Source organism: Segatella copri (assembly GCF_019249655.2).
GTDB lineage: Bacteria > Bacteroidota > Bacteroidia > Bacteroidales > Bacteroidaceae > Prevotella.
This window is the reverse complement of sequence record NZ_CP137557.1, coordinates 1,627,375-1,650,692: the sequence shown is the minus strand read 5'-3', so window position 1 is coordinate 1,650,692 and position 23,318 is coordinate 1,627,375. Positions and strand designations below refer to the sequence as shown.

The 23,318-nt window shown below is 48.5% G+C and carries 17 protein-coding genes; 12 read left to right on the top strand and 5 right to left on the bottom strand.

Annotated elements, in window-relative coordinates:
• Positions 1 to 367 precede the first annotated feature (367 nt).
• The 3 genes from KUA49_RS06340 (at position 368) to queF (ending at position 4,314) form a co-directional block, all read left to right on the top strand.
• Entirely contained in the window at positions 368 to 2,614 is a 2,247-nt protein-coding gene (locus tag KUA49_RS06340) for an inorganic phosphate transporter (protein WP_218412614.1), read from the top strand.
• Between the two features lie 475 nt (positions 2,615 to 3,089).
• Complete coding sequence (locus KUA49_RS06335; RefSeq protein WP_118311745.1) at positions 3,090 to 3,779, top strand: queuosine precursor transporter; 690 nt, start codon at positions 3,090 to 3,092, stop codon at positions 3,777 to 3,779.
• Between the two features lie 79 nt (positions 3,780 to 3,858).
• A complete protein-coding gene (gene queF, locus KUA49_RS06330) occupies positions 3,859 to 4,314 on the top strand; it encodes a preQ(1) synthase (RefSeq protein ID WP_117661520.1) in 456 nt (151 codons plus the stop codon).
• A gap of 52 nt (positions 4,315 to 4,366) precedes the next feature.
• Here queF and menB read toward each other — a convergent pair whose 3' ends face one another.
• The 4 genes from menB to KUA49_RS06310 are packed head-to-tail and all read right to left on the bottom strand — an operon-like array spanning position 4,367 to position 8,491.
• A complete protein-coding gene (menB, locus tag KUA49_RS06325; protein ID WP_089545278.1) occupies positions 4,367 to 5,188 on the bottom strand; it encodes a 1,4-dihydroxy-2-naphthoyl-CoA synthase in 822 nt (273 codons plus the stop codon).
• Positions 5,185 to 6,945: a 2-succinyl-5-enolpyruvyl-6-hydroxy-3-cyclohexene-1-carboxylic-acid synthase gene (gene menD, locus KUA49_RS06320; protein ID WP_218412613.1), complete on the bottom strand. Its 1,761-nt coding sequence runs from the start codon at positions 6,943 to 6,945 to the stop codon at positions 5,185 to 5,187. The genes menB and menD overlap by 4 nt, the downstream gene beginning before the upstream one ends.
• Before the next feature lie 31 nt (positions 6,946 to 6,976).
• Positions 6,977 to 8,023 carry an isochorismate synthase gene (locus tag KUA49_RS06315; RefSeq protein WP_218412612.1) on the bottom strand — a complete coding sequence of 349 codons (1,047 nt, stop codon included), beginning with the start codon at positions 8,021 to 8,023 and terminating at the stop codon, positions 6,977 to 6,979.
• A 3-nt stretch (positions 8,024 to 8,026) separates the two neighbouring features.
• On the bottom strand, positions 8,027 to 8,491 hold the full coding sequence (locus KUA49_RS06310) for a PaaI family thioesterase (RefSeq protein WP_218412611.1): 465 nt from the start codon (positions 8,489 to 8,491) through the stop codon (positions 8,027 to 8,029).
• Positions 8,492 to 8,705: 214 nt separating this feature from the next.
• Between KUA49_RS06310 and KUA49_RS06305 the strand changes: the two genes are divergently transcribed.
• From KUA49_RS06305 to fucP, 9 genes are all read left to right on the top strand, one after another.
• On the top strand, positions 8,706 to 10,979 hold the full coding sequence (locus KUA49_RS06305; protein WP_218412610.1) for an alpha-N-acetylglucosaminidase: 2,274 nt from the start codon (positions 8,706 to 8,708) through the stop codon (positions 10,977 to 10,979).
• Between the two features lie 107 nt (positions 10,980 to 11,086).
• Complete coding sequence (gene lysS, locus KUA49_RS06300; protein ID WP_218412609.1) at positions 11,087 to 12,817, top strand: lysine--tRNA ligase; 1,731 nt, start codon at positions 11,087 to 11,089, stop codon at positions 12,815 to 12,817.
• Positions 12,818 to 12,956: 139 nt separating this feature from the next.
• A complete protein-coding gene (locus KUA49_RS06295) occupies positions 12,957 to 13,955 on the top strand; it encodes an NAD(P)H-dependent glycerol-3-phosphate dehydrogenase (RefSeq protein ID WP_218412608.1) in 999 nt (332 codons plus the stop codon).
• Positions 13,956 to 13,963: 8 nt separating this feature from the next.
• Positions 13,964 to 15,322, top strand: a complete 1,359-nt coding sequence (locus KUA49_RS06290; protein WP_218412607.1) for a glucose-6-phosphate isomerase — start codon at positions 13,964 to 13,966, stop codon at positions 15,320 to 15,322.
• A 3-nt stretch (positions 15,323 to 15,325) separates the two neighbouring features.
• A complete protein-coding gene (locus KUA49_RS06285) occupies positions 15,326 to 16,081 on the top strand; it encodes an HAD family hydrolase (protein ID WP_218412606.1) in 756 nt (251 codons plus the stop codon).
• Positions 16,082 to 16,211: 130 nt separating this feature from the next.
• Entirely contained in the window at positions 16,212 to 17,984 is a 1,773-nt protein-coding gene (gene fucI / locus KUA49_RS06280; RefSeq protein ID WP_218412605.1) for an L-fucose isomerase, read from the top strand.
• A 49-nt stretch (positions 17,985 to 18,033) separates the two neighbouring features.
• Positions 18,034 to 18,669 (top strand): class II aldolase/adducin family protein, encoded by a 636-nt coding sequence (locus tag KUA49_RS06275; protein ID WP_218412604.1) that lies wholly within the window; start codon positions 18,034 to 18,036, stop codon positions 18,667 to 18,669.
• Positions 18,670 to 18,786: 117 nt separating this feature from the next.
• A complete protein-coding gene (locus KUA49_RS06270; RefSeq protein WP_218412603.1) occupies positions 18,787 to 20,178 on the top strand; it encodes a rhamnulokinase in 1,392 nt (463 codons plus the stop codon).
• A 33-nt stretch (positions 20,179 to 20,211) separates the two neighbouring features.
• On the top strand, positions 20,212 to 21,540 hold the full coding sequence (gene fucP, locus KUA49_RS06265) for an L-fucose:H+ symporter permease (protein ID WP_218412602.1): 1,329 nt from the start codon (positions 20,212 to 20,214) through the stop codon (positions 21,538 to 21,540).
• 119 nt (positions 21,541 to 21,659) lie between these two features.
• On the opposite strand, the gene KUA49_RS06260 is transcribed toward fucP, so the two are convergent.
• Positions 21,660 to 23,288: an HAD-IC family P-type ATPase gene (locus tag KUA49_RS06260; RefSeq protein WP_218412620.1), complete on the bottom strand. Its 1,629-nt coding sequence runs from the start codon at positions 23,286 to 23,288 to the stop codon at positions 21,660 to 21,662.
• Positions 23,289 to 23,318 lie beyond the last annotated feature (30 nt).

Sequence of the window (23,318 nt, the reverse complement as noted above, 5' to 3'; positions counted from 1 at the left end):
TTTTTATTATCTTTATCTCCTTTTTCTTTTCCCAAGAAACCACAACGAAATTGTTTTTAAGACTAGAAGAAAGTTCCGTTCAACGTCGTTGAACCTACATTCAACGTCGCTGAACATACATTCAACGTCGCTGAACGGACATTCAACGTCGCTGAACGAAACTTTCTGCTAACTCTAGAAACATTTTCCTTTAAAGGTAGAAAGCAATTCCTTTAAGGGAAGAATTATATCGAACCTAAGGGCCCTAGCCATTTCTCCATTTTAACCAGATTGTAACATCTGTTTAAATAGCCTGTAACATCCCTTACGTACCTTTGCACCCGAAAACGAAGGAATTAGGATAATAACAATAAACATTAAATAAGTAATGAGTACGATTTATCTTTGTATCGTGATCTTCCTGCTCTGTTTGGCAGTGTTTGATCTCTTCGTAGGAGTCAGCAACGACGCTGTTAACTTCCTGCAATCTGCCATCGGAGCTAAGGTGGCAAAGTTTCGCACGGTGCTGATCATCGCATCCTGCGGTGTAGTATTGGGAGCCATCATGTCATCGGGAATGATGGATATCGCCCGACACGGCATCATGAGTCCAGACCACTTCACCTTTGAAGAAGTGATGACGCTCTTTCTAGCCGTGATGGTGACGGATGTGATTATCCTGGATGTGTTCAATACGCTGGGTATGCCAACCTCAACCACCGTTTCGCTGGTGTTCGAGCTCCTGGGAGGTGCCTTTATCCTCGCTACATTGAAGATGTACGGCGACGATAGCCTCAACTATGGCGTATTACTCAACAGCAACAAAGCCTTGGAGGTTATCATGGGTATCTTCTCATCCGTTATCATCGCCTTCGTATTCGGTGCTTTCGTGATGTGGCTTTCCCGTATCATCTTCACCTTTAATTATCGCAAGCATTCTCGCTACAGCATCGCCATCTTCGGCGGTATCGCCTTCACTGCCCTCTCTTACTTCATCTTCATGAAGGGCTTGGGTAAGAGTCCTTACCTGCCAGCTGAGTGGCGCAATTATATCGACCAGAACCTTGGCTTGCTGCTCTGCATCACCTTCGTGGGTTCTGCCATCGTGATGGAGTTCCTGCATCTCTGCCGTATCAACATCTTCAAGTTTACTGTGCTGATGGGTACTTTCGCCCTGGCGATGGCTTTCGCCGGTAACGACCTGGTTAACTTCATTGGTGTGCCTCTGGCTGGTCTTTCTTCTTATCAGGACTATATGGCGAATGGAAATGGTGCTACTCCAGACCAGTTTATGATGACTTCTCTGATGGATAGCGCCAAGACTACTCCTGTGTATCTTCTCGCTGCCGGTGCCGTGATGATCATCGCTATGGCAACATCCAAGAAGGCTCAGAACGTAATCAAGACTTCTGTAGATTTGAGCCGTCAGGACGAGGGTGATGAAATGTTCGGAAGTTCTTCTGCAGCCCGCGTGATTGTACGCAACTGCCAGGCTACAGATTCATGGTTGAAGCAGTTTATGCCAAAGGCTCTGATGAACTGGATCAACAGCCGATTCGACAAGAACGATGTAGAGCTGGAAGAGAGCGCTGCCTTCGACGTGGTTCGTGCAGCCGTAAACCTGGTATTGGCAAGTATGCTTATCACCATCGGTACCAACCTGAAGTTGCCTCTCTCTACTACCTACGTTACCTTTATGGTGGCTATGGGTTCTTCGCTTGCCGATAGAGCTTGGAGCCGTGAGAGTGCCGTATTCCGAGTAACCGGTGTATTGAGTGTGATTGGTGGATGGTTTATCACAGCCGGTGTGGCTTTCGCAGCCTGCGCCATTGTTTGTATCATCATGCACTTCGGCGGTGTAGGTATCCAGACCTGCTTCATGGCATTGGTTATCTTCCTGCTCATCCGCAGCAACATCCAGTATAACAAAAAGGCAAAGGAAGAGAGCAAGGGCAGCACCTTCCAGCTGATGATGCGCTCACACGACCCTGAGATTGTATGGGATTTGCTTCGCCGCCAGGTATCACGCACCCAGGCTTACGTTTGCCACTTCGCCCTGAACGAGTTCAACCAGATTATGGATGGTCTTGCCAACGAGAAGCCTAAAGAGCTTCGCCATGCCAACAAGGAATTGAAGAAGGAGCAGGATATGCTGAAGAAGCTCCGTCGTCAGGAGATGCTCGGCTTGAAGAAATCGCCTATGGAGATTGCCATCGAGCGCAACACCTGGTTCCATCTGGGAGCCAACAGCAATCAGCAGTTTATCTACTCTCTGCGTCGTATGCTCGACCCTATCAAGGAACACGTGGACAACAACTTCAACCCACTGCCAGAAGAGTACACCAAGGAGTTTGCTCCTGTTCGACAGAAGATCAACGACCTGATGCGCATGAGTTGTGAGCAGATAGAGACAAGCCGCTATGAGAACTATCGCGAGATTCTCGCCGAGGCTGATGCCTGCAAGGATGAACTGAGCGCACTTCGCAAGAAGCATATCGACCGCATCCAGCATCTTTCAGACAACTCGCTGATGCAGATTTCTCTGGTTTATCTGAATGTATTGCAGGAGAGCCAGGAGTTCCTGAGCGTGATGAGACACCAGCTCAGAGCTGCCAAGAAATTTATGGAGAAATAAAGACTGGGGGGACTGGGAGCTGAGGATTCTCGGTGGAACCGAGAGGAACAGCGGTTCTCTTATGTAAAAAAGAACTGAGGTAATTAATATGATAAGCCCGCATTCACGACAGAATGGCGGGCTTTTTTCTGTCTTTCTCGTTCTTTTCTGCCTATTTGGCAGAAATAGAGACTTTGGTATGGAGATTGCAATAAGAGGAAGTGTCAATAAGTTGATAAGTTTTCATAAAAAGTTTGTTTGATTAGGTTAGATTGTTTGGTTAGGTTAAATTGTTTAGAAGTTAGGTTAGATTGTTAGATTAGTTTAGGTTTAGTTAGATAGAAGCCCCAAGTGCTAGAGATAGTACTTGGGGCTTTTTTATTTGAAAAACTTGAGTAAATATTTGGCAGTTAGAGAGAAAAGTTGTAATTTTGCAGCCCGAATTAAAAAGTAAGTATAATCCGAGTGCTTGGTAAACCTCGTAAAAAACAAGAAAATGGAAAAGAAAACAACTCAAGTGAGTGTGCTGTTTATGCTTTTCAGCATCCTCTTCTGCGTTTGTCTCATTGCAGCAAACGTGCTCGAAACAAAGCAAATTGCAGTAGGCCCGATTTCTTTGACTGGCGGTCTCATCGTGTTTCCGGTAAGTTACATCATCAACGATGTAGTGTGCGAAGTATGGGGCTATCAGAAAGCCCGCCTTCTCATCTGGACAGGCTTCGCCATGAACTTCTTCTTTGTAGCTCTGGGCGCCATCTGCGACTGGATTCCAGCTGCTCCCTATTGGACGAACGATGCCGGTTTCCATGCCATCTTCGGTCTTGCTCCCCGCATTGCCGCCGCCTCATTCGTAGCATTCATCATTGGTTCCTTTGCCAATGCCTATGTGATGAGCGTGATGAAGATTCGTGATGGCGGCAAACATTTCTCCGCCCGTGCCATCTGGAGCACCGTGGCAGGCGAAAGCTGCGATAGCCTTATCTTCTTCCCTCTTGCCTTGGGTGGAGTGGTTCCTACTTCAGAACTGCCGTGGCTGATGCTCTGGCAGGTGGTATTGAAGACCGTGTACGAAATCATCGTGCTTCCTGTCACCATCCGTGTGGTCAATGCGATTAAGAAACACGAGGGCGAGGATGTGTATGACAACAACATCTCCTACAACATCTTCAAACTGGGGACTATCTAGAGCCCAAAAAGAAAGTCCTTTCAGCAGAAGTTCGCCACCCAAAATTAACATTAAACACCAAACATTAAACATTAGAACTATGGATAGAAAAGAAGATGGGTTGAAGGCACTGGGAGCCAAGACCCAATATAGAATGGATTATGCACCAGAGGTATTGGAAACCTTCGTAAACAAGCACCCTGGCAATGATTACTGGGTACGTTTCAACTGCCCAGAGTTCACCTCCCTCTGCCCTATTACGGGTCAGCCTGATTTTGCAGAGATTCGCATCAGCTACATTCCTGATGTAAAGATGGTAGAGAGCAAGAGTCTGAAGCTTTATCTCTTCAGTTTCCGCAACCACGGCGATTTCCATGAGGATTGCGTGAACATCATCATGAAGGACCTCATCAAGCTGATGGATCCTAAGTATATCGAGGTAACAGGTATCTTTACTCCTCGTGGCGGCATCAGCATCTGGCCTTACGCCAACTATGGCAAGCCAGGCACGAAATATGAGAAGCTCGCAGAACAGAGATTCGCTACTCACGAATAAAAACAAGAAACCTCGGAAGATATCGAAATGTATCTTCCGAGGTTTCTTAAATTTATGGGAACTGAGGATAATCCTCGAAGCGAGGCTTGCGCTTCTCCAGGAAAGCCTTGCCGCCTTCCTGTGCCTCATCCATGGTATAATAGAGCATGGTGGCATCGCCAGCCAACTCCTGGATACCTGCCTGACCATCCAACTCGGCATTCAATCCAGCCTTGATCATACGGAGAGCCAAAGGAGAACGCTCCATCATGATTTCAGCCCACTCCACGCAGGTATCTTCCAACTGGTCGAGAGGAACCACCTTGTTAACCATTCCCATCTCTTCTGCCTCCTTTGCAGAATACTGCTTGCAGAGGAACCAGATTTCGCGTGCCTTCTTCTGACCTACCATTCGTGCCAGATAAGAAGAACCGAAACCGGCATCGAAGCTTCCCACCTTAGGACCGGTCTGTCCGAAGATGGCATTCTCTGAAGCAATGGTCAGGTCGCACATCACATGGAGCACATGGCCGCCACCGATGGCATAACCGTTCACCATGGCGATAACCGGCTTAGGCAAACGGCGAATCTGCATCTGTACATCAAGCACATTGAGACGAGGCACGCCATCGTTGCCTACGTATCCGCCCCTACCCTTCACATGCATATCGCCACCGGCACAGAACGCCTTGTCGCCAGCACCCGTCAAGATAACCACTCGGATATCCAAGCAGTCACGGCAATAGTTGAAAGCCTGCGCCATCTCCCAGGTGGTCAATGGGGTGAAGGCATTGCGATAACGCTCACGATTGATGGTAATCTTAGCGATATGATTATACTCCTCGAAGATGATTTCCTTGAAATCAAAACCTTCTATCTTTTTCCATTCTCTCATATTTGAAAACTATTATAATATTCTTCTATTACTTGATTATCTGTTTCTATATCCGTTAGCACTTCCAAGAGCATCGGTCTGTCAGACTCGGTATGGATGAGCCAGTCGATGCCCTCATGTAGCGACTTCATATCATCGGCATTCTGATAGGCAACATTCTGTGCCTGGCAGATGTGATAGGCCGAGGTGCAGTGCTCAGCCATCACCAGCTTCTCACGTGCCGCACTCTCCTTCAATCCCTTGAACTTGGCAAAGATGGCTCCACCGCCATTATTCAGCAAAAGAATGCGAAGGCTGCCATTAAGATTTTGATTCCAGAGAGCATTCTGATCATAGAAGAAGCTCAGGTCACCCAGCACACAGAATACCTTCTGCTGGTTCCTGGCATCAGGATGATGATACTCCGAGAGATAGACTGACAAACCTGCAGCAGTAGATAGAGATCCCTCGATGCCATTCACGCCCCTATTGCAATGCACATATTGGCGAGCATAGATGCAGGCCAGTCGAATCGCCATACTATTGCCATAAAACAGACGGCATTCACGGGTATCATCCAGCGAATAAGCCAGATATTCCGTTTGGAATGCCTTTACGGCTGCCATACTGCTGAATGGCGGTTCGTAATCAAAGGCATGACGCTTTGCCGCCAAAAGTGCCTTCTCCCAACGCTCTCTGTATGCATTCACATCATCCTGATAAGCCAGATCGTAAGAAGTCATGGCATCCGCCAGCAGGGTGGTATCGCATTGGAAAATGCGATCGATACGCATAAAGGTATCGATGTAATCACCATCGGTACTAGCACGCCATACCTTGGCTCCCTTCTTCACGGCAAGGCGAAGGAACTGCTTCAAGCGCTTGCTCACCAGAGTACCTCCTACATAGAGGATAAAATCGGGCATATAACTCTCGTCATCCCCCACCTTATTCAATACTTCATCGAAATTGGTAACCAGGAGATTGCGAGAGAAATCCCGGCATGCCGGATCTTCGCTCGATGTTCCCAAAGCAGTTGGCTCAATTAGCGTAACGGTTCGCCAATTTATCTGTTTGATACCAACAAGCTGACTGCATGGATAATCCTGTCCCACCACTATCATCGGTTTTCTGGCATTCAGAAAATCGAGCATGTCACCATAATGGAAACTTCCACCAAAGAGATTACTCTTCACATAATCCACCCAATGTATCTTCGGGAGTCTATCGAGCGTAAACTGATAAAGCGGTTCGGAAAGCTGTATATTAATATGTACCGGACCAATCTTTCGATGCACGCAATCGATAATAGCCTCATGAACCAACCGTTCACAATACCAAGCCTGCTCTTCATTGGATATGATAGGAAGATTCACGCTCCGGTTCACCATCGTTCCGAAGACGTTGGCTTGCGGAAGGGTCTGTCCATCCTGCTGTCCTATCCAGGTTTCGGGTCTGTCAGCAGAAATCACGATGATAGGCACCTTCTGATAATATGCCTCGCAGACTGCCGGATAGAGATTGAGCAATGCCGAACCGGAAGTGACGCATACTGCCACAGGAGCCGGACAAGGAGCCGGATTGCCCAAGGCAACGCCCATAGCCACAAAACCGGCACTGCGCTCATCGGTAACAGGATAGCAGGTAATACCTTCCGTTTCATTGAGATTATGTACGATAGGCGCATTGCGACTTCCCGGGCAAACCACCACCCTTCTCACACCATGCGATTGTAGAACACCCGTCAGGATATTGACATTATCTATATTACTATACATGAACTATCAACTATAAACTATAAACTGTTAACTAAATCAGAACCCGCCTGATGGTCTGCATCTTAGCTTCTGTTTCCTTCCACTCCTTTTCCATCTCACTCTCCTTGAGCAATCCGCCACCGGCATAGAGTTCACAGATACCTTCTGGCAGGATATTCATGCAGCGGAGAGAGACGAAAAGATGGGTCTTTCCCTGCGGAGAGATAGGCCCCACAAAACCACTATAGTATTTGCGAGACTGATGTTCATGTTGAAGGATAAACTGGCGAGCCTCATCCTTCGGGATACCGCAGACGGCAGGCGTAGGATAAAGCGCATGAATCACGTCTCCTAATTTGCCTTCATCACGAAGAAGGAAAGTGATGTCGGTGCGGAGATGAAAGAGATTTGCCGCCATCGTGGTATAAGGACCTTTCAACTGATAATCATCAGAGAAAGCCCTGATACAATCTTCGATATAATCCGTTACATACTGCTGTTCCTCCCTGTTCTTCAGCGACCACTCCACACCCTCTATCGGATAATCGGCTATGGTCCGTGAAGGTTCCGCCTTTTGGGTTCCGGCAAGCGACATCGTCTGCATCTTTCCCTGTTCTCCCCTAAGCAAGATTTCAGGAGTGGCCATCAGCCACATTCCCGACTGCGGAGTGCAGACCAGGGAGACGAAGAGACGGGGATACATGCGGCAAGCCTTCATAAAGAGCTTTTCGAAATCCTTATCAGCCATTCGCAAGGTTGCCTTTCTTGCCAGTACAATCTTTCTGAAAGTTCCTTTTTCCAACTCCCGATGGAAACATTCAAAATCCTCGGCATAGATATCATGAGCAGAAATACTTTCTTTAAATTCCGTTTCCGAACTAGAAGCCGTTCTTTCATCAGAGATAGCCAGAAGTCTGCTTTCATCGGGATGAATGAGCAGCACAGGACAGTCGCTGGACGGCGAGAAAGGAGCTATTACAAAACCCTCCTTGCCATTCAGTTCTGCCACAGAGGAGAGCACCTCCGGCTCTCCCTGATGCTGCGCCACAAAATTTGCGTGATGCAGATAAGGCAAACGATAGTATGCAAATGCAGTCATACCTTATTCTTCTGTCTTTTTAGAATTCTCTTTATCTGTTTCTTTCTTCGCCTCATTCTTTTTAGGAGTAAACACATAGTTGGTTACCTGCACGGTGCAAATCAATTCACCCGCAGTATTCTTGATAGCAACCTCCCAAGTATGCAAGGTTCTGCCCTTGTGTACGAGTTTGGCGTATGCCGTAACCGTATCACCCTCACTTACAGCCTGCACATGAGTTCCGCTCACATTGATGCCCACAGCAATCTGTCCTGGACAAAGAGCCAGAGAACCGATGCCTGCTACATTCTCGGCAAGCGCCAGAGAAGCACCACCACTCAAGAAGCCGAAAGGTTGGCGATTGCGCTCATCCACCTTCATTGAAGCCTGAAGCGTATCAGGCTCAGGGGTTGAGATAAAATGCATTCCGAGGGTTTTAGATAGTCCATCGGTTTTACTTATTCTTTTTACTAATTCGTCTATGTTCATCCTTATCAAAATTTAAGTTGGTTGTTTCTGGGATTTCAGGGCTTCACCCCATTCCCCATTTTCTTGCAAAAGTAATGCAAATCCAAGACAAAACAAAATAAATAAGTCTTTTTTAATCTTTTAAGCACTTTTTACTTGGTATTATCAGCTTTTTCCGTTATCTTTGTCCCGAAATATAGCTGCATTCGGCAATTAAAATACTAATAACAACTTTATGAGAAAAGTACTTGTAGGACTATTATGCACCGTTGCTCTTGGAGCATTCGCCAATCCGGCAGACGACCTTCTGAATCGAATAGACAAGGGAGCCGCCGCCAAGTTTAAAACCGTGCTTGTGAAATCGGACAAGGATTTCTTCGAGATAGACCAAGCCAAAACCAGAAAAGGAAACAGCACATCAGCCGCTTCAAAATCTGCCGCAGGCAAAAACAACCCAATTATCATCCGGGGAAACTCCTGGGTGAACATCGCCGTGGGCATCAACTGGTATCTGAAGCACCATGCCGGCATCCACATCTCCTGGAACAACATGAACGTGAAGCTGCCAGCCGTTCTTCCTGTCGTGAAACAGAAGGAACGCCACGAAACGGACCTGAAGCTGCGCTATAACTTCAACTATTGCACCTTTTCCTATACAATGGCATTCTGGAACTGGAACCGATGGCAGAAAGAGATAGACTGGATGGCGCTGCATGGCATCAATATGCCGCTTGCCGCCGTGGGCACAGAAAGCGTATGGCGCAACATGCTCCTGAAACTGGGATACTCAGAGGAGGAAGTAGGCAAATTCATCGCCGGTCCTGCCTTCCTTGCCTGGTGGGAGATGAACAACCTGGAAGGTTGGGGCGGTCCACTACCCCTGAACTGGTACAAGCAGCAGGAAGCCCTGCAGAAGAAGATTCTTGCCAGAATGAAGGAGATGGGCATGAAACCCGTTTTACCAGGATATTGCGGCATGGTACCTCACGATGCCAAACAGAAACTGGGACTGAACGTAACCGATGCCGGTAGATGGAACAGTTACCAGCGCCCAGCCAACCTATCCCCTACCGATAGCCGGTTTGCAGAAATCGCAGACCTATATTATAAGGAGCTAACCCGACTCTACGGCAAATCCGATTACTACTCCATGGACCCATTCCATGAAAGCGGCAACGATGCTGCGGTGGATTACGGCAAGGCAGGAGAAGCCTTGATGAGTGCGATGAAGCGAGCCAATCCGCATGCAATCTGGGTGGTACAGGGATGGAACGAGAATCCAAGACCCCAGATGATAGCCAATCTGAAGGTAGGCGACCTGCTTGTTCTCGACCTCTTTTCTGAAAGTCGCCAGAATTTCAAAGATTTCTGCACAGGGGAAAATACATCCGGCACGGGGAAGAAAGATTTCAGCACAAGTAAGAAAGAAGGCATCTATGGCAAGCACCAGTGGCTCTTCTGTCTGCTCGAAAACTTCGGAGGCAACGTAGGACTTCATGGACGAATGGACCAACTTCTCAATAACTTCTATCTGGCAACGGGGAAAAAGGACACCCCAAAACAAGAGAATTCTTCACTCCTCACTCTTCACTCTTCACTTAAAGGTTGGGGCTTCACCATGGAAGGTTCAGAGAACAACCCCGTGATGTTCGAACTGATGAGCGAGTTGCCATGGCGTGCAGAAAAGATAACCAAGGAAGACTGGATCAGGGAATATTGCTATGCCCGATATGGCGTTCATGATGCCACAATAGAGAAGGCATGGATTCTTCTTGCACAAAGCATCTACAACTGTCCGAAGGGCAACATTCAGCAGGGCACCCACGAGAGCATCTTCTGCGCCCGTCCATCGCTGAACAGTTATCAGGTTTCAACCTGGTCGCTGATGAGCAACTACTACGACCCGGAGGATACCCGCCAGGCTGCCATCCTCCTTACCAGCGTAGCAGAGAAATATCGGGGCAACAACAATTTCGAGTACGACCTGGTAGACATCTGTCGCCAGGCTCTCGCCGACCAGGGGCGCAAGCAGTATCTGAAGACCATGGCTGATTACAAGTCATTCTCACGACAGGAATTCAAGAAGGATTCCGATCGCTTCCTGAAGATGATTCTGCTACAGGACAAGTTGCTCGGCACCCGTCAGGAGTTCCGTCTGGGGCACTGGATAGAAGAAGCCAGAAACTTAGGAAAGACAGCCGAAGAAAAGGACCTTTACGAATGGAACGCCCGCGTGCAGATAACCACCTGGGGCAACAGAATCTGTGCTGATAATGGTGGGCTTCACGATTACGGTCACAAGGAATGGCAAGGATTGCTGAAGGATTTCTACTACCTGCGCTGGAGTACCTTCATGAAATCGCTAGCCAGCCAATTATCGCTGCAAAATACTCCACGAATCGACTGGTATGGACTGGAAGAACCATGGACTCTACAGAAAAGCCCATATTCATCGAAAGCAGAAGGAAGCCCTATAGATGTAGCAAAGGAAGTGATTGATTGCATATAAATCACCTTATTTATATTAAAAAGCATAAAAATAGCACAAGAGTTTGGAAAATTATTTGTATTTTTGCACCAAAAATAAGAAAATAAAAAGATATATCTGAATATAATATGAACATTTTAGAGTTAAGCGAACAGGAAATCGTTCGCAGACAGAGTCTTCAGACATTGCGCGAGATGGGCATCGATCCATATCCAGCAGCAGAGTTTCCAACCAATGCATTCAGCACAGACATCAAGGCTGAATTCAAGGACGAGGACGAGCCACGCCAGGTAGTTATCGCTGGCCGTATGATGGGTCGCCGCGTGATGGGTAAAGCAAGCTTCGCTGAGTTGCAGGACTCAAAGGGAAGAATCCAGGTCTATATCGCCCGCGACGAGATTTGTCCAGACGAGAACAAAGACCTTTACAATACAGTATTCAAGAAGCTTCTTGACATCGGTGACTTCATCGGCATAAAGGGTTTCGTATTCCGCACACAGACTGGCGAGATTTCTGTTCACGCCAAGGAATTGTGTCTGCTCTCCAAGAGCTTGAAGCCACTCCCTATCGTGAAGTACAAGGACGGCGTAGCATACGATAAGTTTGATGATCCAGAGTTGCGTTACCGTCAGCGCTATGTTGACCTCATCGTAAACGATGGTGTGAAGGATACATTCCTGCAGCGTGCCACCGTGCTCCGCACCCTGCGCAGCGTTTTGGATAATGCTGGCTATACAGAGGTAGAGACTCCTACTCTCCAGAGCATCGCAGGTGGTGCTTCTGCCCGCCCATTCATCACCCACTTCAATGCGCTCGACCAGGATATGTACATGCGTATCGCTACAGAGCTCTATCTGAAGCGCCTCATCGTAGGTGGTTTCGAGGGTGTCTATGAGATTGGCAAGAACTTCCGCAACGAGGGCATGGACCGCAACCACAACCCAGAGTTCACCTGCATGGAGCTTTATGTTCAGTACAAGGACTACAACTGGATGATGTCATTCACAGAGAAATTGCTCGAAACTATCTGTATCGCCGTTAACGGCAAGCCAGAGCGCGAGATTGATGGCAACATCATCAGTTTCAAGGCTCCATATCGCCGTCTGCCTATCCTCGATGCCATCAAGGAGAAGACCGGTTTCGACTGCAACGGCAAGACAGAGGAAGAAATCCGCGCATTCTGCAAGGAGAAGGGCATGGACGTAGATGAGACCATGGGTAAGGGTAAGTTGATTGACGAACTCTTCGGCGAGTTCTGCGAGGGCACCTTCCTCCAGCCAACCTTCATCACCGACTATCCAGTAGAGATGTCTCCACTGACCAAGATGCACCGCTCTAAGCCAGGCTTGACCGAGCGTTTCGAGTTGATGGTAAATGGTAAGGAGCTTGCCAATGCATACTCTGAGCTCAACGACCCAATCGACCAGGAAGAGCGTTTCATCGACCAGATGAAGCTTGCCGACAAGGGTGATGACGAGGCAATGATCATCGACCAGGACTTCCTCCGTGCCCTCCAGTACGGTATGCCTCCAACATCAGGTATCGGTATCGGTATCGACCGTTTGGTAATGCTGATGACAGGCAAGACCTTCATCCAGGAGGTATTGTTCTTCCCACAGATGAAGCCAGAGAAGAAGATGCCACAGAGCACCATCAAGGAATGGGCAGAGATTGGCGTGCCAGAGGATTGGGCATACGTGCTCCGCAAGGCAGGCTTCAACCTCATCTCTGATATCCGTGAAGAAAAAGCACAAGGCTTGCAGCAGAAGATTGGAGAAATCAACAAGAAGTACAAGCTCGGCTACGAGAAGCCTTCTGTTGATGACATCCAGGGCTGGATCAATGCAGCAAATGCATAATTGATAATGTATAATTAATAATGTATAATTAATAAAGAGTTCCGGCTTTTTATTAGTTATACATTATATCTACAAACAAAGGCGAAAGCCTCATTATACATTATTAATTATTAATTATTAATTTATAAATTCATTCGAAGTGTATAACTGCGGAAAAATAGCGATAATTGGCGGCGGTAGCTGGGCTACAGCCATTGCCAAGATTGTGGTGGGGCATACTCATCACATAGGTTGGTATATGCGTCGCGACGACCGCATCGAGGACTTCAAGCGCATGGGTCACAACCCTGCCTATCTGATGTCGGCACGATTCAATGTGGATGAGATATTCTTCTCTTCCGACATCAACAAGATAGTGCAGAACTACGATACACTTGTATTCGTCACCCCATCGCCTTATTTGAAGAATCATCTCAAGAAGCTCAAGACCCGACTCAGCGATAAGTTTATCATCACAGCCATCAAGGGTATCGTGCCTGACGAGAACCTCGTCTGCTCGGAATATTTCCATCAGGTATATGACGTGCCTTACGAGAACCTGGCATGCATCGGTGGTCCTTCTCATGCTGAGGAGGTAGCCCTGGAACGACTGAGCTATCTCACGGTGGGCTGTAGCGATACGGAGAAAGCCCGCGCCTTTGCCAACGATTGTTTGGCAAGCGAGTATATCAAGACCAAGACATCAAGCGACGTGATTGGCATTGAATACTCTTCGGTGCTGAAAAACGTATATGCCATCGCCGCAGGTATCTGTGGCGGACTGAAGTACGGCGACAATTTCCAGGCGGTGCTCATGTCGAACGCCGTACAGGAGATGCATCGCTTTCTGACAGCCGTTCATCCTATCGACCGAAGCATGTACGACTCGGTGTATCTGGGCGACCTACTGGTAACGGGTTATAGCAACTTTTCCAGAAACCGCACCTTCGGAACCATGATAGGCAAAGGTTACAGCGTGAAGAGTGCGCAGATAGAGATGGAGATGATTGCCGAGGGATATTTCGGTACCAAGTGCATGAAGGAAATCAATCGCCACATGCACGTCAACATGCCAATCCTCGATGCCGTATATAATATATTGTACGAGCGCATCAGTCCGCAAATAGAGATTAAACTTTTAACAGATTCATTTAGATAAAAGAAAAAATGAAAAGTATCAGCTTAAACATTACAAAGGCTGCATCATTCCTTGCAGAGGGTGCAGTAAAGGCTTACGAGCCTAAGGTTAAGGCCGCTCAGGAAGCTCTTGAGAACGGCACATGTGAAGGTAACGATTTCTTGGGATGGTTGCATTTGCCATCTTCTATCACTCCAAAGTTCCTCGACGAGATTCAGGCTGTTGCCAACACTTTGCGCGAAAAGTGTGAGGTTGTTGTGGTTGCAGGTATCGGTGGTAGCTACCTCGGTGCTCGCGCCGTTATTGAAGGCCTCAGCAACTCTTTCGCTTGGCTCGTAAACGACAAGAAGAACCCAACTATCCTCTTCGCAGGTAACAATATCGGTGAGGATTACCTCTTCGAGTTGACTTCTTTCTTGAAGGACAAGAAGTTTGGTGTCATCAATATCTCTAAGTCTGGTACCACTACTGAGACAGCTCTCGCTTTCCGTCTCTTGAAAAAGCAGTGCGAGGATCAGCGCGGCAAGGACGAGGCTAAGGATGTTATCGTAGCCGTTACCGATGCCAAGAAGGGTGCTGCCCGCACTTGCGCTGACAAGGAGGGTTACAAGAGCTTCATCATCCCTGACAATGTAGGTGGTCGCTTCTCTGTATTGACTCCAGTAGGTTTGTTGCCTATCGCAGTAGCTGGCTTCGATGTAAAGCAGCTCGTTGCAGGTGCTGCTGACATGGAGAAGGCTTGCGGCAAGGACGTAGCCTTCGAGGAGAACCCAGCAGCTATCTATGCAGCTACACGTCAGGCTCTCTATACACAGGCTGGCAAGAAGATTGAGATTGTATGCAACTTCCAGCCAAAGCTTCACTACTTTGCTGAGTGGTGGAAGCAGCTCTATGGTGAGAGCGAGGGTAAGGACCAGAAGGGTATCTTCCCTGCAGCTTGCGACTTTACTACCGACCTTCACTCTATGGGTCAGTGGATTCAGGAGGGCGAGCGCTCTATCTTCGAGACTGTTATCAGCGTTGAGACTCCTAACGAGAAGTTGCTCTTCCCACACGATGATGAGAACCTTGATGGTTTGAACTTCCTTGAGGGCAAGCGTGTTGACGAGGTGAACAAGATGGCAGAGCTCGGTACCCGTTTGGCTCACGTTGACGGTGGTGTTCCTAACATCTTGGTTAACGTACCTGAGTTGAACGCTTACTACCTTGGTCAGTTGATCTACTTCTTTGAGAAGGCTTGCGGTATCAGCGGTCTCTTGGAAGAGGTAAACCCATTCAACCAGCCAGGTGTTGAGGCTTACAAGAAGAACATGTTCGCATTGCTCAACAAGCCAGGTTATGAGGCAGAGAGCAAGGCTATTCAGGAGCGTTTGGCTAACGAAAAATAATAGATGAAAGATATTATTTCAAAATACTTAAAAGACCACGGCTTTGGGGAATTCAACCCTAAAGCCGTTCTTTTTGATATGGATGGCGTATTATATAATAGTATGCCTAATCATGCCGTAGCTTGGCAGGAATCGATGAAGCAGTTTGATATCCACATGACTGCCGCCGATGCCTACGCCACCGAGGGAGCCCGAGGCATCGACACCATCCAGATGATGGTGAAGAAGCAGAAGGGGATCGATATCTCCCTGGATGAGGCACAGAAGATGTATGATGTGAAGACCGATATCTTCCACTCGATGCCTACCGCCGAGATATTCCCTGGCGTGAAGGAAATCATGCAGAAAATCAAGAATGCCGGTATGCAGGTGGGAGTTGTAACGGGCAGCGGTCAGCGTCCGCTCATCATGCGATTACTCAACGACTTCGGCGACTTTCTGGACGAAGCACATATCGTAACCGCCTACGACGTGAAGCGTGGCAAGCCAAATCCTGATCCATATCTGATGGGCTTGCAGAAGGCAGGCAATCTGAAGCCTTGGGAAGGCATCGTGGTAGAGAATGCACCCCTGGGCGTTCGCGCCGGAGTTGCCGCCAACATCTTTACAGTTGCCATCAATTCCGGTCCACTTCCAGACAACGAGTTATCAGACAAGGGCAGCAACCTGCTCTATCATCAGATGACCGAGTTCTGTAATGACTTTGAAACCCTAATAGCTGCAACCGGAAGTATCAGGCACAACTGCGACACCAAATAAAGGAAAAAGAAACATAAAAAAGTATAAAGGAAGTGATAAGTATCAGGTTTTATCACTACCTTTGTGCTTGTATTATTGCATACAATGTACGCAGAAAATAATAACCTATAAAACTTAAAAGATAAAAATTATGAGTAACTACCCTAAAATCGGTATCCGTCCTACTATCGACGGACGTCAAGGAGGCGTACGTGAAAGCCTCGAGGAAAAAACCATGAACTTGGCTAAATCCGTAGCCAAACTCATTTCAGAGAACTTACGCAATGGCGATGGCTCACCAGTGGAGTGTGTGATTGCAGACAGTACAATTGGTCGTGTGGCAGAGAGTGCAGCTTGCGCTGAGAAGTTTGAGCGCGAGGGTGTTGGCTCTACCATCACCGTTACTTCCTGCTGGTGCTATGGTGCTGAGACTATGGATATGAATCCACATTGGCCTAAGGCTGTTTGGGGATTCAACGGTACAGAGCGTCCGGGTGCTGTTTATCTGGCAGCTGTTCTCGCAGCTCATGCCCAAAAGGGATTGCCAGCTTTCGGCATCTATGGCCATGACGTACAGGACTTGGAGGACGACTCTATCCCTGCTGATGTAGCAGAAAAGATCTTGCGCTTTGCTAGAGCTGCCCAGGCTGTAGCTACCATGCGCGGAAAATCATATCTTTCTATGGGTAGCGCCTGCATGGGTATTGCAGGTTCTATCGTTGACCCTAATTTCTTCCAGGAGTACCTCGGCATGCGCAACGAAAGTGTTGACCTTACTGAGATTATCCGCCGCATGACTGAGGGTATCTACGACCCTGTGGAATACGAGAAGGCTATGGCATGGACCCGCGAGCACTGTATGTGCAATGAGGGTGAGGACATCGCCAACCATGAAAAGGCAAAGACACGTGAGCAGAAGGATGCTGACTGGGAGTTCATCGTGAAGATGACTATCATCATGCGCGACTTGATGCATGGTAACCCAAGATTGAAAGAATTAGGTTTCAAGGAGGAAGCATTGGGTCACAATGCCATCGCCGGTGGTTTCCAGGGACAGCGTCAGTGGACAGACTTCTATCCTAACGGCGACTATCCTGAGGCACTCCTTAATACTTCATTCGACTGGAACGGTATTCGTGAAGCTATTATCCTCGCTACAGAGAATGATGCAGGCAACGGTGTAGCTATGTTGTTCAACCACCTGTTGACAGGTCGTGCTCAGATCTTCAGCGACGTTCGTACCTATTGGAGTCCAGAGGCAGTGAAGCGTGTTACCGGTAAGGAACTTACAGGTCAGGCAGCTGGTGGTATCATCCACTTGATCAACTCTGGTGCTACCACACTCGATGGCACAGGTCAGGCTACAGATGCTGAGGGCAACCCTATCATGAAGCAGCCTTGGGAGATGACCGAGGAGGATGTAGATAAGTGCTTGAAGGCAACTACCTGGTATCCTGCTAACCGTGACTATTTCCGTGGCGGCGGTTTCTCTTCCAGCTTCCTCAGCAAGGGCGGCATGCCTGTAACCATGGTTCGTCTGAACCACGTAAAGGGTCTTGGTCCTGTGCTCCAGTTGGCAGAAGGTTGGACCGTTGAGATTGATCCAGAGATTCACAAGGTTCTCGACAAGCGTACAGACCCAACATGGCCTACTACCTGGTTCGCACCACGCCTTTGCGACAAGGCTCCATTCAAGGATGTATATTCAGTGATGAACAACTGGGGCGCTAACCATGGTGCTATCAGCTACGGCCATATCGGTGCCGACCTCATCACCCTCTGCTCTATCCTTCGCATCCCAGTATGCATGCACAACGTAGAAGACGACAAGATCTTCCGTCCTGCATCTTGGAACGCATTCGGTATGGACAAGGAAGGCGCAGACTTCCGTGCTTGCAAGAACTACGGTCCTATATATAAATAAGGTGTAACACCATCAGTACGAATATCATTCAAATAGAAAGAAAAAGAAAATGATTACAGAAGAGCATATTCAGAAATTCCTGGAGCAGGCTCACCGCGTAGGCGACGCTGGTCTCACCATCTGCAGTAGTGGCAACCTTTCTTGGCGCATTGGCGACGAGGCACTTGTCTCTGGCACAGGTTCATGGGTTCCTAGTCTCCAGAAGGAGAAAGTATCTCAGTGCCTGGTAGCAACGGGCGAAGTACTCAATGGCGTTAAACCTTCTATGGAGAGCGGATTCCACCTCGGCGTACTCCGTGAGCGTCCAGATTGTGATGTGGTTCTCCACTTCCAGTCTCCTTTTGCAACAGCAGTAGCTTGCATGCAGGAAACTCCAAAAGACTTCAATGTAACCGCAGAGGTACCATGTCATGTAGGTAAGGAAATCCCGGTGATTCCATACTATCGCCCTGGTTCTCCAGAATTGGCAGCAGCCGTTATCGCTGCATTGAAAGACCACAATTCTGCACTCTTGCTGAAGCATGGTCAGGTGGTTTGCGGAAAGAATTTCGACGAGGTGTTCGAGCGTGCCATGTTCTTTGAGATGGCTTGTCGCATCATCGTTCAGAGTGGCGGCAAATACACCACACTGACACCAGAAGAAATCGACGATCTTGAAGTTTACGTTTTAGGCAAGAAACAATAAGCCTCTATCCTCTATATGAGAGAAGCGGTAGGAGAGAAAGCTGCCCGCTAACGGGGCACTCTCCTACCGCTTTTTACCAATTAACAGTTTATCTACCCTAACTTTTTAGAAATAACCATGATTTATCTAGCTATTGACTTCGGTGGAGGAAGCGGAAGAGTACTCGCCGGCAAATTGGAAAACGGCAAATTAGAAATGGAACTCATCCATCGTTTCCCTAACCGACAGGTAAGATTAGGCAATCACGTATATTGGGACTTCCTCGCCCTCTTCGAGGATATGAAGACGGGGCTGAAAATGGCAGGAGCCAAAGGTCTCAAGGTAGATGGCATCGCCATCGATACCTGGGGAGTGGATTTCGGACTCATCGACAAAGACGGTAACCTTTTGGGCAACCCAGTCTGCTATCGCGATGCCCGCACCAAGGGGATGCCGGAAGAAGTATTCAAGCAGATTGACCCATCGGCACATTATGCCATCAACGGCACGCAGGTGATGGAAATCAATACCCTCTTCCAACTCTACAGTATGAAGAAGGCCAACAGTCCGCAATTGGAAAAGGCTGCTCATCTGCTGTTCACCCCAGACCTCTTCAGCTATTATCTCACAGGCGAAGCCAACAATGAATATACCATCGCATCCACTTCAGAACTGCTGAATGCCAGCACCAAGGATTGGGATTGGGAAACCATCGACCAGCTGGACCTTCCACGCCACATCTTCGGTAAGATTGTGATGCCAGGCACCATAAGGGGAAAACTGCGCCGTGATATTGCAGAAGAAACCGGATTGGGCGAGGTAGATGTCATCGCAGTAGGCTCTCACGATACAGCTAGTGCCGTTGCTGCCGTACCAGCCACAGAAGATGAGAGCCCGGTAGCCTTCATCAGTTCAGGCACCTGGTCGCTCCTAGGCGTTGAGATAGAAAAGCCTATCCTCACCGAGGAAGCCCGAAAGGCTGAATTTACCAATGAGGGCGGCATCGGCGGCCGCATCACCTTCCTGCAGAACATCACAGGACTTTGGATTATGCAGAGACTGATGGCAGAATGGAAAGAGAATGGCGAGGAACAGCAGTTTGATGTCATCCTTCCTCTGGCAGATGAGGCTCACATCAATGCCATCATCCCTGTGGATGACGCAGCTTTCCAAAATCCAGCATGCATGCAGCAGGCCATCATCGACTATTGCGCCACCCATCAGTTGCAGGTTCCTCAGACCAAGGCAGAAATCGTGCGCTGCGTACTCCAGTCACTGGCAGCCAAATATGCCGAGGCCACTGCTCACCTCAACGAGATGTTGCCACAACCTATCAAGAGTATGCACATCATCGGTGGCGGTTCACAGAATAAGTTACTCAACCGTCTCACCTCCGAAGCCCTAGGTGTACCAGTGGTTGCAGGACCTATCGAAGCCACAGGCATGGGCAATATCCTGACCCAGGCACTCGCCAAGGGTGAAATTAAGGATATGAACGAGCTGAGAGCCGTTGTAAGACAAAGCATCTAGTTTAAACAAAACAACAATACTTTTCCTAAAAACATGGAACAGAAAAAGAAAGAATCAATTCTCATGAAGGATGGGGTTAGCTACCTCGTACCCTTCATCTTAATCACATCGTGCTTTGCACTTTGGGGATTTGCCAACGATATCACCAATCCGATGGTGAAGGCATTCTCCAAGATTTTCCGAATGTCTTCTACGGATGGTGCCCTGGTACAGGTAGCCTTCTACGGCGGTTACTTCGCCATGGCATTCCCAGCCGCCATCTTTATCCGCCGCTTCTCCTACAAGGCGGGCGTACTGCTGGGATTAGGACTCTATGCCTTCGGTGCCTTCCTCTTCTATCCGGCTAAGATGATGGGCGAATACTATCCATTCTTGCTCGCCTACTTCATCCTTACCTGCGGACTCTCCTTTCTGGAGACATCGAGCAATCCTTACATTCTCTCGATGGGAACGGAGGAGACGGCTACACGCCGACTGAACCTGGCGCAATCGTTCAACCCGATGGGTTCGCTGCTGGGTATGTATGTGGCAATGAACTTCATCCAGGCCAAGCTCAACCCGCTTGATACGGCGGGGCGCACCAATCTCTCGGAGAGCGAGTTTGAAGCAATCAAGGAATATGACCTTTCGGTATTAATCAATCCATACCTGATTATCGGTCTGGTTATCCTCACCATCTTCTTCGTCATCCTGTTCACCAAGATGCCGAAGAACAGCGAGAAAGACAACAAGATTAACTTCATGCCTACCCTGCGCCGCATCTTCCGCATGCCACACTATCGTGAAGGCGTATTCACCCAGTTCTTCTATGTGGGTGCGCAGATTATGTGCTGGACCTTCATCATCCAGTATGGTACCCGCATCCTGATGCAGGAAGGCATGGCAGAGATTGATGCCGAGGTAACCTCGCAGAAGTTCAACATCGTGGCAATGGTACTGTTCTGCTGTTCACGCTTCATCTGCACCTTCATTCTCCGCTTCTTCAATGCAGGTCAGTTGCTGATGATTCTGGCGACAGCAGGTGGTTGCTTCACCGTGGGTGTCATTGCACTCCACAACATCTGGGGTCTCTACTGCCTGGTAGCAGTCAGTGCCTGCATGTCGCTGATGTTCCCTACCATCTATGGCATTGCCCTGAGGGGTCTTGGCGACGATGCCAAGTTTGGTGCAGCAGGTTTGATCATGGCTATCTTGGGTGGTAGTGTCTTGCCACCTTTGCAGGCATCCATCATCGATATGCATACCGTATTCGGCATGCCATCAACCAATGTATCGTTCATCCTCCCATTCATCTGTTTCGTGGTCATCGCCATCTACGGATACCGCACCAAGTTGCGTAGCATAGGAAAACTATTCGGATAAGTTCCTATATAAAAGAGAAGTTCCTATATAAAACAAGAAAAAGCTGTGTTCATCTACGGATCAACACAGCTTTTTTATTTCATGAAGCCTCCACGCTTGCTGGAGGCTCCACACCATTCTTATCTCTTCTTCTTCAGCGTTCGCATAGCATTCAATACCGCCAGCACCGTAACGCCCACATCAGCAAATACCGCCATCCACATGGTGCCCAAGCCGACGGTGGCAAGAATCAAGACTGCCATCTTTACAGCGATAGCAAAAATCACATTCTCGTGAGCCACGTGGATCGTATGGCGAGCAATCTTCATCGCCAGTGCTATCTTTCTCGGGTCATCGTCCATCAATACCACATCGGCAGCATCAATGGCAGCATCACTTCCCAAAGCACCCATCGCTATTCCTACATCAGCACGCTTCAATACAGGGGCATCGTTGATACCATCACCCACGTATGCCAAGGTCTTGCCGGAAGGCTTCATCTTCAACAGTTCTTCCAGATGAGTTACCTTATCAGCAGGCAGAAGTTCGGCATAATATTCATCAACGCCCACTTGTCCGGCCACCTTCTTTCCAATCTCCTCATGGTCGCCCGTCAACATCACAGTCTTCTCCACGCCAAGTGTCTTCAGGCATCTCACAGCCTCAGCACTTCCCTCCTTGATGCCATCGTTCACCACCACGGGTGCTCCTTCATCAGCCTGTACAAGCACCTCGCCATGCGTCAAGGTTCCCGTCTTGTCGAACACAACGGTTCCTATTTTGGCAAGCGCATCCATATAATTACTTCCCTTAATCAGAATACCATTTCTTGATGCGCCGCCAATTCCACCGAAGAAGGTGAGCGGCACACTAATTACTAGGGCGCAAGGACAGGATACCACCAGGAATATCAAGGCACGGTTCAGCCACAGAGGGAAGTTTTCGCCAAAGGTTCCCCCACCCATCAGGCTGGTGGCGATGCCCATCGCTCCCAACATAGGAGGAATAATCGCCAAAGCCAATGCGGCGAATACCACGATAGGCGTATAGATTCGGGCAAAACGAGTGATGAACGCCTCGCTCTTCGACTTGTTCTTATCAGCACTCTCCACCAAAGCGATAATCTTAGATGCCGTACTCTCGCCGAAAGTCTTGATGGTACGAACCTTGAGTTCGCCTTTCAGGTTAATACAGCCCGAATAGATTTCTTCTCCTTCCTTGATAGCACGAGGCACGCTTTCGCCCGTCAACGCCACCGTATCCAGCAAGGCAGATCCTTCTGTCACGATACCATCCAGCGGAATCTTCTCGCCTCTTTTAATCAGGATAGTCTCTCCTATCTTTACCGTATCTGGAGCCACCGACTGTACTTCTTTATTCCTGATTACATTCGCCACATCCGGACGGATATCCATCAGATGCGAGATACTATCGCGGCTCTTTCCCTCGGCATATCCCTCGAAGAGTTCTCCCACCTGGAAGAAGAGCATCACGAAGACTGCTTCTGGAAATTCCGTTTCAGCCCCCGGGAAGAATCCGATGCAAAGAGCGCCGATGGTAGCTATCGCCATCAGGAAATGCTCGTTAAACATATCGCCCTTGGCGATGCCTTCTGCCGCCTCGCCCAAGGTCTCATGTCCTATTAATAAATAAGGTATCAGATAGACCAGGAGCAACTGCCAGGTGGCAAGGTCATAATGCTTCTCGATAAACACGGCGACAATCAGGAGGATGATGGTTACACCGATAAGATAGAGTTTCGACTTCAGGCTCCCTTCTTCGTGGTGATGATGATGGCA

Excerpts from the sequence above, each read along its gene's own strand:
- KUA49_RS06340 (WP_218412614.1), top strand. The coding sequence starts at position 368 with ATGAGTACGATTTATCTTTGTATCGTGATCTTCCTGCTCTGTTTGGCA.
- KUA49_RS06335 (WP_118311745.1), top strand. The coding sequence starts at position 3,090 with ATGGAAAAGAAAACAACTCAAGTGAGTGTGCTGTTTATGCTTTTCAGC.
- queF (WP_117661520.1), top strand. The coding sequence starts at position 3,859 with ATGGATAGAAAAGAAGATGGGTTGAAGGCACTGGGAGCCAAGACCCAA.
- menB (WP_089545278.1), bottom strand. The coding sequence starts at position 5,188 with ATGAGAGAATGGAAAAAGATAGAAGGTTTTGATTTCAAGGAAATCATC.
- menD (WP_218412613.1), bottom strand. The coding sequence starts at position 6,945 with ATGTATAGTAATATAGATAATGTCAATATCCTGACGGGTGTTCTACAA.
- KUA49_RS06315 (WP_218412612.1), bottom strand. The coding sequence starts at position 8,023 with ATGACTGCATTTGCATACTATCGTTTGCCTTATCTGCATCACGCAAAT.
- KUA49_RS06310 (WP_218412611.1), bottom strand. The coding sequence starts at position 8,491 with ATGAACATAGACGAATTAGTAAAAAGAATAAGTAAAACCGATGGACTA.
- KUA49_RS06305 (WP_218412610.1), top strand. The coding sequence starts at position 8,706 with ATGAGAAAAGTACTTGTAGGACTATTATGCACCGTTGCTCTTGGAGCA.
- lysS (WP_218412609.1), top strand. The coding sequence starts at position 11,087 with ATGAACATTTTAGAGTTAAGCGAACAGGAAATCGTTCGCAGACAGAGT.
- KUA49_RS06290 (WP_218412607.1), top strand. The coding sequence starts at position 13,964 with ATGAAAAGTATCAGCTTAAACATTACAAAGGCTGCATCATTCCTTGCA.
- KUA49_RS06285 (WP_218412606.1), top strand. The coding sequence starts at position 15,326 with ATGAAAGATATTATTTCAAAATACTTAAAAGACCACGGCTTTGGGGAA.
- fucI (WP_218412605.1), top strand. The coding sequence starts at position 16,212 with ATGAGTAACTACCCTAAAATCGGTATCCGTCCTACTATCGACGGACGT.
- KUA49_RS06275 (WP_218412604.1), top strand. The coding sequence starts at position 18,034 with ATGATTACAGAAGAGCATATTCAGAAATTCCTGGAGCAGGCTCACCGC.
- KUA49_RS06270 (WP_218412603.1), top strand. The coding sequence starts at position 18,787 with ATGATTTATCTAGCTATTGACTTCGGTGGAGGAAGCGGAAGAGTACTC.
- fucP (WP_218412602.1), top strand. The coding sequence starts at position 20,212 with ATGGAACAGAAAAAGAAAGAATCAATTCTCATGAAGGATGGGGTTAGC.